The organism is Bifidobacterium sp. 7101 (genome assembly GCF_000499285.1).
GTDB classification, from domain to species: Bacteria; Actinomycetota; Actinomycetes; order Actinomycetales; family Bifidobacteriaceae; genus Bombiscardovia; species Bombiscardovia apis_A.
In genome coordinates, this window is sequence record NZ_AWUN01000002.1 from 511,446 (window position 1) to 524,826 (window position 13,381).

The window sequence follows — 13,381 nt, forward strand, 5'->3', positions numbered from 1 at the left end:
AGTTCAAACTATGTTTGCTTTTCTCAAACCAGCCCCTCCTGCCAAGGTAAAGGTTCCCGAAAAGAAGATTCCTGCGACTTATCGTTCCTATCGCATACGGGTGTTCTTCAGCATCTACCTAGGATATGCAGGGTACTACATCATCCGCTCCAACTTCTCTGTGGCCTCTCCCTACCTCAAGCGCAACTATGGCTTCACTACGGCGGACATCGGATTGATTACGCTCTGCCTGGCCGTCTCCTACGGCATCAGCAAGTTCGTCATGGGCATGCTCTCCGACAAATCCAACCCTCGCTACTACATTGCCACCGGACTGGTCCTGTCTGCCCTGCTCAACCTGATTTTTGGGGCCACGGCCAGCAAGGGGGTCATGATGGTGCTCATGGTCCTGCTGGGTATTTTCCAGGGCATGGGGGCACCTGCCGCGCACAAGTCGCTGTCCAACTGGTGGGCTGAGAAAGAGCGCGGTTCCTTCGTGTCCATGTGGAACACTTCCCACAATCTGGGCTCGGGCACTGTGGCGCCTATTGTGGGTGTAGCCCTGGCCGCCTTCGGACCTCACATGTGGAAGAGCATCTTCTTTGTCCCCTCGATTATCTCGCTGATTATGGCCCTGCTGGTTGTGCTGCTGGGAGCCGATACCCCCGAGTCTGTAGGCCTGCCGCCCATCCAGGAGTACAAGGCCGAGGAATATGAGGACGAGAACATTGATGCCGCCAAGCTCCAGACCCATTCCGACCTGTCCATTGTGCAGATTTTCCTACGGTATGTGGCCTCCAACCCCTACATTTGGGTCCTGGCCTTGTCCAATGCCTTCGTCTACATTCTGCGCTACGGCGTGCTCAACTGGATCCCCATCTACCTGAACGAAGCCAAAGGGTTCTCCCTTGCTCAGGCGCGCTCCAGCTTCGCGCTCTTCGAGTATGCGGCCATCCCGGGGACCATCCTGATCGGCTGGATGAGCGACCACTTTTTCCATGGCAAGCGCGCCGGCATGGCTGCGGGTCTGATGGCCCTGCTGGGGGTTGTCTTCCTGGGCTACTGGGCTTCCAGTGACCTTTGGGCTATTGACCTGGAGATAGCCCTGATGGGTATCTTCGTCTACGGACCGCAGATGTTGATCGCCGCTCTGACCATCGATCTGGCGCCACGTTTTGCCATTGGCAGTACTACCGGGTTTGTAGGTCTGTTTGGCTACATATTCGGAGAAGCCACTGCCTCCTACGGGATCGGTGCGCTCGTAGGCAAATCGGGTTGGAACGTGGGCTTTGGCATTATTGCCGTATCTGCCCTGCTGGGAATCATCTGCTTCCTGATTCTGACCCGGGCCGAGCGCTACAAGACCGCACGAGTGGTTGAGACTCACTGAGCCCAAGTTCGGCTTCGGGCAAGCGAGGTCTGCCATGCGGACATCTCCGATATCATGGAAGAACGGTGATAACGGCGGCCATGGGTCCTTGGTCGACGGGGTAAGGAGTGTGCGCCAGGATGATCAGAATCGCGGTGGTGGATGACGATTCCATCAGCTGCCGAACTATGGTCAATTACCTGAGCCGCTACCGCAAGGAACGCCATGAAGAGCTGACGGTCAGCGTCTTCACCGACGGCAAGGCCTTTGCAGACGGTTATCGACCCGTGTATGACATCCTTCTCCTGGACATTCAGATGACGCCCATGGACGGGATCGAGGTGGCCCGCAGAGTACGCGCTCGTGACGAATCTGTGGTCATCGTCTTCATCACTTCCGCCCCCCAGTACGCCATCAACGGCTATGAGGTGGGCGCTCTCTCCTACCTGCTCAAGCCGCTGCCCTGGTTTGCCTTCTCTCAGGAGCTGGACCGGTCCATCGCCCAGGTGCGCGGCCGCGTGGACCTGTCCATTCTGATTACCGAGGGTGCTCGATCCACCCGGATTCCCCTCAAGGACATTGTTTTCATCGAATCCGTCCGCCACAGCAGCGTCATCCACACCTTGGACTCCTCGCTGACCACGAACAGCACCTTGAAGAGTCTGGAGGGACAGCTGGACCAGCGGGGATTCTTCCGCTCCAACTCCTGCTACCTGGTCAACCTGGCCCACGTGACGGGCATGGAGGACCAGGACTGCATCATGTCCACCGGCCAGCGGTTGCGGGTCAGCCGACCCCGCAAGAAGTCCTTTATGACGGCTCTTACCGCTTACGTGGCAGGTCGGTCATGACCGCCACCCACATTCTCAACGCCCTGCCCGATATCCCTAGGCTCTATACGGCCATCAGCGAATGGCTGGGTTGCCTGGTCTACCTGTTGGCCATCGGTCCGAGAATCTCTCGCCTGCGGATGGCGGCGGTCCTCCTGCCTGGCCTGGCTGTGCTGATTGTGGTCCAGTACTGGGCTGGCACCCTGCCTATAGCCTTCTGGATCATCAGCATGTGCCTGGCCGTGGCCTGCATGTATGCCATCATCATGCTGGCTTCAGGGTTGGGGGCGCTGGACGGGGCCTATCTGCTGGCCCGTGCCTTTGTGCTGGCTGAGCTGATTGCTTCCCTGCACTGGCAGCTGGACTCCTTCATGCGGCCATCCAGCCACAGCCTGTATGACCCGGCCTCCCTGATTCTGCTGGTCCTGATCTATGGCGGTGTTGGGCTGCTGGCCTGGGTGGCGGAGCGGCGCAACTTCGCCGATGCCCAGTCTTCTGTGCCTGGACGCAGCGTCTTCATAGCCGCGGTCATCGCGGTGGTTACCTTCGCCATGTCCAACCTGAGCTTCGTCTCCACCAACACCCCCTTCTCGGGTCGGGTCGGCCTGGAGGTCTTCTACATCCGCACCCTGGTGGACCTGTGCGGGTTCGCCATGCTGTACGCCCAGCAGGAACAGCTGCGGGAGAGCCATACCAGCGCCGAGTTGGTCTCCATCAACGCCCGGGAATACAGCCAGCACCGGGAGTATATACGATCCAAGGAAAATCTGGAGGCCATGGGTAGGCTTGCCCACGACCTCAAGCATCAGATTGCGGCCCTGCGCTCGCAGATGGACCCTGAGCGTAAGTCCCAGGACTTCGAGGAGCTGGAGGCTGCGGTCGGACGGTATGGGTCGCAGCAGCACACCGGCAACCCCATCCTTGACGTGGTCATGTCGACCAAGGAGCGCGTTTGTTCTGAAGAAGGGATCACCCTGACCATGGTGGCCGACGGCTCGCTCTTGGAGGGGATGGCGCCCATGGATGTCTCCACCCTCTTCGGCAACGCCTTGGACAACGCCATCGAGGCCTTGAGAAAAGTCAAGGAACCCGACCACCGCCTGATCAAGGTGGCCTTGTACGCTCGAGGACAATTCGTGGTGATTCGCATTGAAAACTACTTCAGCTCTCCTCTGAATTGGAAAGGCAACGGCGAGCTGGCCACTACCAAGACCAGGACCGACGATGGCCTGCATGGGTACGGTGTCAAGTCCATCCGGCACATAGCCCATCGCTACCAGGGCGAGATAACCCTGCGCACTGAGCATCACTGGTTCAGCCTCTGCGTGCTCCTGCCGAGGGAGGGCGATCAGTTGAAGCCCATGGCGGCTTCGGCGGCCTTGTAGCCTAGGCGAATGGCCAGGCGGCCCGGCCTGCCCGGCATGTTGATCATCCGGCAAAGCAGGGTGGATCGCACGTCGGAGGCGATGACTGGGGAGCGGTGCTCCAGCCTTCGCCAGAGCATGTCCTTGTTCCTGTAGTTGCTGGGCTTGCGGGAGAGGATCAGGAAGACCGAGGTCACCACGCAATTGATGGACAGATAGTGGATCATATAACGATAAAGTCCACGGGGAACCGTCCCCGGGTCAGGTGTGGAATTTGCCATGAGTCCATTGACCAACAGCAGTTGTGAAACCCGGGCGATCATGATCGAGGTCTGCACCGACTGGCCTTGGCGACCGGTGTGATAGCGGTAGAAATTCGTGTCCAGGTAGAGCAGGGTGTGTACCCAGGGCAGGGGCTGATAGGAGTAGATGAAGTCCACGTAGTAGGTGTGTTCGGGCAGGCGGGTGTGGGCCTGTCGGAGCACTTCGGTGCGCAGGATCAGGGCGTGCATGATCATGTACTGGGCCAGTCCGAACCGTCGCAGGTGGTTCCAGCCCAGCACCCGCCCCGGATCCATGACGCTGCGGAAGTTGATGACCCGCTTATGCTTGCGGCCTTCCTTCTCGTAGACGTAGTTGGTGACCACCATGTCCACTGGATTCATACGTCGTGACTGGTCACGCAGCTGGTCCAGGACCAGGCTCAGAGAGGTCGGATCCACCCAGTCATCGGCATCGACCACCTTGACGTAGCGACCTCGGGCAGCTGCCAGGCCGGTGTTGACCGCACCGCCGTGGCCCTTGTTGGTCTGCCTGATCAGACGGACAGTGTGCGGGTGGCGTTCCCGGTATGATCGCACTACTTGTGCTGTGGCATCGGTGGATCCGTCGTCGACCACGATGACCTCCAGATCGTCCCCTTCCCGGCTCAGGAGCGAATCCAGGCAGGTCGGCAGGTGCTGTGCCATGTTATAGGCGGGGACGATGAAGGTGAGAACGGGCGGGCTCGTGAAGGCCGGTCGGTCAGCTGTCATGAACGATCACTTCGCAAAAGAATGGGTCGGCAGGTATGTCGGCAGGGTTGCCGTAATCCCGCCGGCGGCCGTTGCGACCACTGTACATGATGGGTTTGAGGGAAAGGCCCCACCCCTCTGGCCGCCGATATGCATGCCGGTTCATTGGCAGCCGGGGGAGTGGGGCCGGAATTTTACTGGGCGCTCGTCTCGGATTCGGTGGGCTCCTGACGGAAGATGACCTTGAAGATGGGGAAGAAGACCCAGAAGGAGATGGCCGAGTTGATGATCATGGTGACCAAATCAGCAATGGTGGTCCCCAGGCCGCCCCAGTTCAGGGTGTGCTGGAAGAAGCCATAGATGGGGTCCTTGTACCAGCCCTGCAGCGCCGCCGCGATGATGGTGATGATCACATAGGCCACCAGGTACCAGAAGGCCGCCTTCCAGACCGAGGAGTTGGACTTGAAAGTGATGTTGCGCTGGAGGAAGAAGTTGATGACCTGGGCGATCAGCAGGGTGATCTCCACCGCGAGGAAGTAGGCCAGGCCGCCCCCGCCGCCGTGGCCGATGGATCCGGCCGCGTAGTCGAACAGGTAGTAGGGCTTGCCGCCGACGGTCCCCATGCGCCAGATCTGGAAGTTGGTGCCGACCAGGGAGGTGCCGTTGAAGATGGCCTTGAGCACGGGCATGAGCACCAGCTGCAGTACGGTGACCCCGTTGGACAGGATGAAGAAGACGATGAACTGGGCCAGGGTGGTGTGCCGGTCGCTGAACCGCCGCCACCAGCGGACAATCGCCCACTGCGAGGCCGTCGTCGCCTTCCCCTGGGCCGGCTGTCCGGCCTGCTGGCTGTGCTGATCACTCATGATTGAGCTCCTTTCCGGTCTTGCGGTTGGCGGACATGTTCCTGAAGAATCCGGCGATGAATCCGCCCAGCCCCCGCCATAGGTGGCCATTGGGGATGCGCACGATGGCCTCGACCATGGCCGTGTCGATCAGCCCGTTGGTCATCTTGGCCATGGCCCTGGGGGGCATGTTGAGCAGGAAGAGGGTGTTCAGGTCGGGGTTGCCGGTCTTGGCCTCGTGGCGGCTCTCGCTCTTGGCCAGGAAGTTGGCCACGAACCTGGCTACGGCGCTTCTGGAGTCCTTCCAGGATGAGAGCGGATCGTTGACGCCGAAGGTGCTGACGGCGCCCTGTCGGACCACCGGGTGGCCGAAGAGTGCTGTCACAGCGGCATCGTCGACCTCCTTGACCCGGCCGGTCAGATAGGCGCCGAGGGCAGGGTCGGGACCCTGCGGATCGACGGTGCCTTGGACTCTCAGATGTCCACGCAGTTCCATCTTGCGCGCGTCGGAGCCGATCATGATGGTCCAGTCGCCGGACTCGACCTGCCAGGAGTTGCTGGCCGTATCGAAGTGCCGGAAGGTCGTCTTGTCGAAGTCGATGCGGACCTGGGTTGACTGGCCGGCCTCCAGGCTGACCTTCTTGAAGCCCTTCAGCTCGCGGACTGGTCTGAGCACGCCACCCTTGGGCGCCTGGACGTAGAGCTGGGGAACGGTGGCCCCCTGCCTGTCCGAATCATTGGTCAGGGTGAAGGTGACCCCCTTGTCGTCCACGGTCAGATCGGCGTAGGCGAAGTGTGCGTAAGACAGGCCGTAGCCGAAGGGGAAGCGTTCCTCCACCTCGGCGGTCAGGTAGTAGCGGTAGCCGACGAAGGGACCCTCCCGGTAGATGGACTCGTGCGCTGGGTCGGGGTACCAGTCGGCGCTGGGGCAGTCGGCATAGGACTTGGGCCAGGTTTCCGCCAGGTGGCCGGAGGGGTTGACCCGGCCCGTCAGGATGTTCAGGGTGGCTGAGGCTCCAGCCTGCCCGGACAGTCCTATATAGAGAACGGCGTCGCACTGGTCGATCCAGTCGGTGGTGACGGGGGAGCCCGCCACCAGGACGACCACCATGGGCTTGTCCGTCGCGCCCAGGGCCTTGATCAGGTCGACCTGGTTGCCGGGAATGTCCATGTGTGAGCGGTCCAGGCCCTCGGATTCACTGCGCTCATCCAGGCCCACGCAGGCGACGATCACGTCAGCCTGGCCAGCCGCAGCCACGGCCTGGTCGATCAAAGATTGGTTCTTCTCGCCATGGCGTTCGTAACCCTGGCTGTAGGAGGCCAGCTCCAGGCCATCGCCGTTGCCCTGCCTGAGCAGGTCCAGCATGCTCTCCTGCTTGGCTGCGTTGACCTTTGAGGATCCGGATCCTTGGAATCTTGGAGTTTCGGCCATATCCCCGACCAGGGCGACCCGGGTGCCGGCGGCCAGTGGCAGGCGTCCCTTCCGATTGATCAGAAGGACGGCGGATCCCTCGGCGATGCTCCTCGCCACCTGATGATGGTCCCGTATCTGGTCCGCGGTCAGGTTCCCATCAGGATCCATGCCAGAGTGGTAGGTCAGCTTGGCCAGCCGTGCCACCTCTTCGGCCCGGGCATTCAGGTCGGCTTCGTCCAGGCGGCCCTCCTGCACGGCCTTGGCAACCTGTCGCACGGAGTCATATCCGGCCTGGGGCATCTCCAGGGAGGAACCATTGGCGGCTGCGGCGACCGCACTGTTGGAGCCGCCCCAATCCGAGACCACCATTCCGTCGAAGCCCCACTCCTTGCGCAGGATGTCCTTGAGCAGGTGGGGATTCTCGTTGGCATAGGTGCCGTTGACCATGTTGTATGAGGTCATGATGGCCCAGGGATGGGCCTGGCGCACGGCGATCTCGAATCCGGTCAGATAGAGCTCGCGCATGGTGCGCTCGTCCACCACGGAATCGGATGCCTGGCGCCGCAGCTCCTGGCTGTTCATGGCGAAATGCTTGGGGGTGGCGGCCACGCCCTGGGACTGGATGCCTTCGATCAGGCCTGCAGCCATACGACCGGCCACCTGGGGGTCTTCGGAATAGTATTCAAAGTTTCTGCCGCACAGTGGGTTGCGCTTAATGTTCATGCCCGGACCCAGAACCATGTTGACGCCCAGGCTTCTAGCCTCGCTACCCAGCGCCTGGCCCATGGTCTTTGCCAACTCCGGGTCCCAGGAGCAGGCCACAGTGCCGGCTGTGGGGAAGCAGGTGGCGGGTTTGGACTTGCCCATGCCCAGGTTGTCCCCTGATCCGGTCTGGCGGCGCAGGCCATGCGGGCCGTCGCTCAGGACCATGCTCGGGATGCCCGCCCTCTTCAAGGCACGGGTTGCCCAGGTGGATTTTCCGGAGAGCAGCGATGCCCGTTCCAGAACTGTCAGATCCTTGACTTCCATAGTGTTCCCTCTCCACGACTTCTTCGGTGGTTAACCGGCCAGTCTCCCAGAGAGGTCAAGACCTGTGTCGAAATTCTCTTCAGGCTCAGAAAACACCGAAGTTTTCTGGTAAAGGCTCGGTTCTGCTTCGTTTGTATTATCGGTGTTTACACCTCCCTGTGCAGCACTTTGAGACCAACCTGTTCGATTGGGCGCATAAATGGTTGTCGGCAGCGCCTTCTCTGATATGAAATGCTGTTCTCTTGGAAAAGTTCCTTCAGCTATTTTTACTAGTTTTGAGAGGGGCATATGCATACGATCCTGCACACTGCTTGAATAGGGGAGTTTCGGGCTTGAGCAAACCATTTGCATGCAACTATTGACTAGGGTTAAGCAAGAACGCGAGTCGTCCATGTCATCCGGGAATGCTTCGCTTTTGGAGTCTATCCCTATATGAGTTTTGATTGTTTACAGTGTGGCTCATTACAAGCTCTAAGACCGAAATATTTGTTTTCGTGCCTAACTGTAAAAGCTTGCTGCGAGAAGCTACTACACCAGCAGAATCGTTATGCGAATCCTCTATAGATGCCAGCAGATTAGGGTATCAAAGCGACAGGTTGTGCTTTTTCCGAAGATTGCTTGAAAAGTGATGGATATTCTGACCATGTTCGTGACAACTGAGATGTTAGGGAATGTACAGGGCGATTCCTCATCGCTAATGACCATCGTCGGTGCTTTCCCCAAGTGTCAATGAAGAGACTGCAAGGAGAAATCGTGGAATCGGAAAAACCAAAGAAACTGAAGATGAGCGGACGGACGTTCAAGCGGATATGGATCACCGTTATCGTGGTCATCCTGGCTCTGGCTGTGGCTTTGACCGTGGCTGGCAATTCTTTTGCCAGTGTGCTTGACAGTTACCTGGGTGGGGGCCACGTGGTCGTTAAGAAAGCCCCGGGAACTTCAGCCTGGAACACCACTTACAACGCCAAGGCCACCAATTCCATGCAAGAGGCCAAGACGAAAAGCGATGCCGTCTCCCAGAGGGTAACCGATGAGGGCATCGTTATGTTGAAGAATGACGGTGTACTCCCTTTGAAGGAGCAAAGTATAGTTTCGCCCTTCGGAGCGGGATACATGGACCCAGCCTATTCCGGTAGTGGGGCAGCGGCTACGACGGACAAGGAGATGATTACCTCCGAGCAGGGGCTCAAGCATTATTTCAAAGTGAATGATGCAACAGTCCAAGCCATGAAGGGAGCTAAGACTTCGTCGCCAGGTGCTGCACCAGGCACCAAGGCACTGAATGCTGACAAGAACTCGGTCCAAGCCATCATGGACAAGGGGAAGTCAGCTCATATCGATGAGTATGATCCCAGCATCTATACGCCACTTGCTGACAAGGTCAAGGACACAACGGGCATAGTTTTCATCAAGCGTTCAGGTTCCGAAGGAATCGACAAGCGCACGCAGGGGTATGACGATGGAACTCCACATTATCTGGCTTTGACTGCAGCGGAGAAGAACACAATCAAGTTTGCCAAGGATCACTGCGCATCGGTGATTGTGGTGCTCAACAGTGCAAATCCTATGGAGCTGACCCCAATTATGGGTGGAGAATTTGAGGCTGATGCCATTGTATGGACCGGCACCACTGGCTCTCGCGGGTTTGAATCACTTGGCAGGATACTGAGCGGAAAGGTTAATCCTTCCGGTCGCTTGACAGATACCTATCCGACCGATTTCACCAAGGACCCAACTTTTGCCAATTTTGGTGAATACCACTACACCAACACCAAGGTCAAAGATCAATCAGTCTTGGGCGATTTCATGCCTGGAGCTAACCGCGGCACCATCGATCGTCCTTATGTCGAATATGAAGAAGGTATATACGTTGGCTACCGCTATTATGAGACGGCCAGTGTCGAAGATCCTGATTTCATCTATGGCAGGCTGAATAAGAACGGCGGCATCGTCCAACCTGGCGCTGTGGCCTATCCTTTCGGCTACGGAATGAGCTACACCTCTTTTGACCGGAAACTCAAGGATGTTCAGGTGTCCGGCGGGAAGGTGGAAGCCACCGTCGAAGTAAAGAATACCGGCAAGGTCGCTGGCAAGGATACCGTCCAGCTGTACTACACAGCTCCCTACACCGACTATGACAGGAGCAATCATGTGGAGAAGTCTGCCACCGAACTGGGCGCCTTCGCCAAAACCAAGCTTCTACAGCCTGGTGCTGGGCAGGAGATCAAACTGAAGTTCTCCGAGGACGATATGGCTTCCTACGACTACCACCATAGGAATCATGACGGTTCCACCGGTGCCTATCTTCTGGAGGCCGGGAATTACATGCTGCAACTCAAGAACAATTCCCATGATGTCCTGGACACCTACCAGTTCACTGTTGCCAATACCCAGTTCTATGAAGGCAACAATCCACGGCAGTCTGACAAAGATGCACAATCCAAGCTCAACGACAAGGGTGAACCGACAGGCAAACCTGAACAGAAGGCCGGTTTCAAGGCGCCCAGCAACCGTTTCCAGACCATGAACGCCTATATGGATGAACAGGGTGTCACCCAGCTTTCACGTAGCAACTGGAAGGGAACCTTCCCAACAGCCCCAGAGGGACGTAAGGGTGTGGCTCCACAGGTTGCTCTGGATGAATTCTCTTGGTTTGACAAGTTCGACCCTGATACCGATAAGGTTCTAGGCAATGACAAGGCCAGCAAGGTCTACCAAGACAAGGAGCCTAACTCCAAAGCCAAGCATGATCTGGCTCTGATCGACCTGCGTGGCGAGGATTACAACAGCAAGAAGTGGGACCAGTTGCTGGATCAGATTGATTGGCAGGGTGATAAGAAGAGCATCACTGAGGTTCTTTTCAAGGCCGCCTACCAAACCGCTGCGATTCCGTCCATCGACAAGCCTGCAACTGTGGATAAGGACGGTGCCATGGGATGGAGTATCAAGGGCGCCTCATCCTGGGCAGGCGCCAATGTCATAGCCTCCACTTGGAACGTAAATCTTCTGAAGGAGATGGGTGAGGCCCTGGGTGAGGAGGGTCTGCAGTCTGGTCTGAACGCTTGGTATGCTCCTGGAGTCAATACTCACCGGTCTCCCTTCAGCGGTCGCGTCTACGAGTACTACTCTGAAGATGGCCTCCTGTCCGGGAAGCTGGCTGCGGCCTCGATAAGCGGTGCTGGAAATAAGGGCATCTTCAGCTATTTGAAGCATTTTGCGCTCAACGAGCAGGAGACCTTCCGCGATATGTACCTGGCTACTTGGGCTAATGAACAAGCAGTGCGCGAAATCTACTTGAAGCCTTTTGAAATTGCCGTTAAGGAGGCTAGGAGCACTGAAAAGTACATTGGTGACAGCAAAGGGACGATGACAACCAAGGTCATTCGTTCGGCTACGGGCATCATGTCTTCCCAGAACAGCATTGGAGGTGTGATCGGGTTTGCGCATCGTGGTCTGCTAACCGATGTACTCCGCGGCGAGTGGGGCTTCCAAGGCGCAGTAATCACGGATCTTTATCCAACTAAGCAGCATCAGCTGCGCGATATGACTCTTCGCGCAGGCAACGATCTCTTCATGAACCAGATGGAGAACGCGGCAAAGGATTACGACAGCCCGACCGCTCGTATGGCTATGAGGAAAGCCCTGCACAACATTGGCTACGCCACAGTGAATTCGAACGCCATGAATGGCATCACTCCAAGGTCACGGCTGGGATATTCCATGAGTCCTTGGAAGAAACTGCTCTACGGAATTGATGTGGCTATCGTAGTTGTGGCGGCTCTCATCGTTTTCTGGATTGTGCGGCGAGGGCTTGACGAAAAGGCCAACCCGGACCGTTACAAGAAGCCAAAGAGCCGTAAAAAGGTCAAGGCGTAATGGTGTAAGGGCTCAGAATCCAAGGATCCACATCTGATCAATCATTGGATCCAAGCCCAATTGGGGCAACCGTGATTCAACGGTTGCCCCAGTTTTATGTTTGGCGGCCCATGATGCTGACCGTAAAGTCAGGGGGGGGGTGTACTTTCCAAGAATCATGCGGTTTCAATAGGTGAGGCCTGTCAAATGTTGGAAGGTTCGTGGAGATCTTCTTGATGCCGTCGACACCCGGCACGTTCCAAAGAGAAAAGAGTGTTTAAAGCGGACTTGGTGGGCGGCATAAAACTGTTATTTTGGCGCTGCAGTCGGTTCCCTGACGGGTGTTATGGGACTAACCAGGATTACTCTCTTGCTCGTTTTGTTGTTCGAATGAGAGATTCTTGAGGTCCGTTTCCCGATAGAATTCTGTTATGGCCCAAGGCAAATTCTGTGTTCAGCCTCAGTGTTCTACTCATTCACGTTTGTATTGGATGTGGATTAGAGGTACGCGTCTGGTCTTCTCGATGAATCCGGCCCCTCGCCGTGCCCCTATTATCCTTTACCTCCATGGTGGTCCGGGCGATGCCTGTATTCCGCTGACCATGCGCTACAACGCGGCCTTGGAGCGCGATTTCCGCTTTATCAACCTGGACCAGCGGGGCAGCGGGCTGTCTTACCATCCTTTTGCGCCTGACGAGATGGTGACCATCGATTCGATGGTTGAAGATGTTCACCGGTTTGCGCTAGAGCTTCTTCGAGCCTGCGGACAGGATTCCCTTATCCTCGTCGGTCATTCCTGGGGCAGCGTCCTGGGGCTGGAGATGGTGAAGCGGTATCCCTCTCTTATTCGCTGCTACATCGGCCTTGGACAGGTCGTCAGCATGCGCGCTGCTCTTCGTCTAAGACGGCAGTGGGGGCAACAGAGTTTGGGTCCCCGGCTCGGTTCGCTCGTCAGCAGGGAGAACGGAGCTGCCGACATAGTGCTGATGATTAATGAGCTGCTGTCTCGTGGCGGGGCTGCCATGCTGTTCGGATCCCTGGGACGGATCATGACCTACCTGCGCTCGCCCTACTACAACTGGTCGCGTCTGCTCAACCATGCCAAGGGGGTGGCTCAATCCCGCGCTCGCTTGAATGCAGAGCTGGAGCAGGTCGATTTCAGTGGGCAGACCTCCTTCGAGGCGCCGGTATATTTCATCAGCGGCAAGTATGACCGTCATCTGCCAGGCAGTCTGGTTGAGCGGTTCGCAGATGGGTTGAAGAGCCCGCATCGGTTTATCCGCTTTGACCGGTCCGGGCACTGCCCACAGTGGGATGAGCCAGAACGGTTCGCGGCAACGGTTAAATCCCTCTGCCTGTAGCGCTCTATTGATAAGCAGGGGCTGCCTTGCCGCTAGTGCCCATCCGCATGGTGGAAATACATGCTGCGCGCGACGAAATCTACTAATATTAATCATTGAAGATATTGGTTTGAGTCTCGCTGAAGAGTGCACGGGGCTCATGGATAGACGAAGGTCGATGAAGCGGGGACCATGTCGATGAAAATCGACACGCCGTAGAATCCCCGGAATCATTGGAATCCTCCGATATTTTTCTATGCCAATTTGCGGGATAACCCAAGTTCGTGTAAGTTTACTTCTTGCTGCCCGGCAGTGATGAGAACTCTTCGGAGGGCTTGGAGCT

General features: G+C 57.4%; 9 protein-coding genes. 5 read left to right on the forward strand and 4 right to left on the reverse strand.

The window, feature by feature from the left end; all coding sequences use genetic code 11:
• Positions 1–10: 10 nt before the first annotated feature.
• The 3 genes from P272_RS0104690 to P272_RS0104700 all read left to right on the forward strand — a co-directional run bounded on the left by P272_RS0104690 (position 11) and on the right by P272_RS0104700 (position 3,563).
• Positions 11–1,369: an MFS transporter gene (locus tag P272_RS0104690; protein ID WP_029678391.1), complete on the forward strand. Its 1,359-nt coding sequence runs from the start codon at positions 11–13 to the stop codon at positions 1,367–1,369.
• Positions 1,370–1,488: 119 nt separating this feature from the next.
• Positions 1,489–2,199, forward strand: a complete 711-nt coding sequence (locus P272_RS0104695) for a LytR/AlgR family response regulator transcription factor (RefSeq protein WP_029678392.1) — start codon at positions 1,489–1,491, stop codon at positions 2,197–2,199.
• Positions 2,196–3,563: a GHKL domain-containing protein gene (locus tag P272_RS0104700; RefSeq protein ID WP_029678393.1), complete on the forward strand. Its 1,368-nt coding sequence runs from the start codon at positions 2,196–2,198 to the stop codon at positions 3,561–3,563. Before P272_RS0104695 ends, P272_RS0104700 begins: the two co-directional genes overlap by 4 nt.
• Here the strand turns inward: P272_RS0104700 and P272_RS0104705 are convergent.
• From P272_RS0104705 to P272_RS09275, 4 genes are all read right to left on the reverse strand, one after another.
• Positions 3,527–4,576, reverse strand: a complete 1,050-nt coding sequence (locus tag P272_RS0104705; protein ID WP_029678394.1) for a glycosyltransferase family 2 protein — start codon at positions 4,574–4,576, stop codon at positions 3,527–3,529. The two genes, P272_RS0104700 and P272_RS0104705, sit on opposite strands and share 37 nt — an antisense overlap.
• Positions 4,577–4,749: 173 nt before the next feature.
• Positions 4,750–5,421, reverse strand: a complete 672-nt coding sequence (locus P272_RS0104710; RefSeq protein ID WP_198219636.1) for a hypothetical protein — start codon at positions 5,419–5,421, stop codon at positions 4,750–4,752.
• Entirely contained in the window at positions 5,414–7,843 is a 2,430-nt protein-coding gene (locus P272_RS0104715) for a glycoside hydrolase family 3 C-terminal domain-containing protein (protein WP_029678396.1), read from the reverse strand. The genes P272_RS0104710 and P272_RS0104715 overlap by 8 nt, the downstream gene beginning before the upstream one ends.
• A 30-nt stretch (positions 7,844–7,873) precedes the next feature.
• Positions 7,874–8,137 carry a hypothetical protein gene (locus P272_RS09275; RefSeq protein ID WP_155804999.1) on the reverse strand — a complete coding sequence of 88 codons (264 nt, stop codon included), beginning with the start codon at positions 8,135–8,137 and terminating at the stop codon, positions 7,874–7,876.
• Between the two features lie 489 nt (positions 8,138–8,626).
• Here P272_RS09275 and P272_RS0104720 point away from each other — a divergent pair, with 489 nt between their 5' ends.
• Together P272_RS0104720 and P272_RS0104725 are read left to right on the forward strand one after the other, a co-directional pair.
• Entirely contained in the window at positions 8,627–11,719 is a 3,093-nt protein-coding gene (locus P272_RS0104720; protein WP_029678397.1) for a glycoside hydrolase family 3 C-terminal domain-containing protein, read from the forward strand.
• A 503-nt stretch (positions 11,720–12,222) separates the two neighbouring features.
• The gene (locus P272_RS0104725) at positions 12,223–13,059 is read left to right on the forward strand and encodes an alpha/beta fold hydrolase (RefSeq protein WP_029678398.1); all 837 of its coding nucleotides are present in this window, start codon (positions 12,223–12,225) and stop codon (positions 13,057–13,059) included.
• The last annotated feature ends 322 nt before the right edge of the window (positions 13,060–13,381 follow it).

Bases quoted from the DNA above. Each gene is read 5' to 3' on its own strand.
- P272_RS0104690 (WP_029678391.1), top strand. From the start codon at position 11: ATGTTTGCTTTTCTCAAACCAGCCCCTCCTGCCAAGGTAAAGGTTCCC.
- P272_RS0104720 (WP_029678397.1), top strand. From the start codon at position 8,627: ATGAGCGGACGGACGTTCAAGCGGATATGGATCACCGTTATCGTGGTC.
- P272_RS0104715 (WP_029678396.1), bottom strand. From the start codon at position 7,843: ATGGAAGTCAAGGATCTGACAGTTCTGGAACGGGCATCGCTGCTCTCC.
- P272_RS0104695 (WP_029678392.1), top strand. From the start codon at position 1,489: ATGATCAGAATCGCGGTGGTGGATGACGATTCCATCAGCTGCCGAACT.
- P272_RS0104725 (WP_029678398.1), top strand. From the start codon at position 12,223: ATGAATCCGGCCCCTCGCCGTGCCCCTATTATCCTTTACCTCCATGGT.
- P272_RS09275 (WP_155804999.1), bottom strand. From the start codon at position 8,137: ATGCATATGCCCCTCTCAAAACTAGTAAAAATAGCTGAAGGAACTTTT.
- P272_RS0104705 (WP_029678394.1), bottom strand. From the start codon at position 4,576: ATGACAGCTGACCGACCGGCCTTCACGAGCCCGCCCGTTCTCACCTTC.
- P272_RS0104700 (WP_029678393.1), top strand. From the start codon at position 2,196: ATGACCGCCACCCACATTCTCAACGCCCTGCCCGATATCCCTAGGCTC.
- P272_RS0104710 (WP_198219636.1), bottom strand. From the start codon at position 5,421: ATGAGTGATCAGCACAGCCAGCAGGCCGGACAGCCGGCCCAGGGGAAG.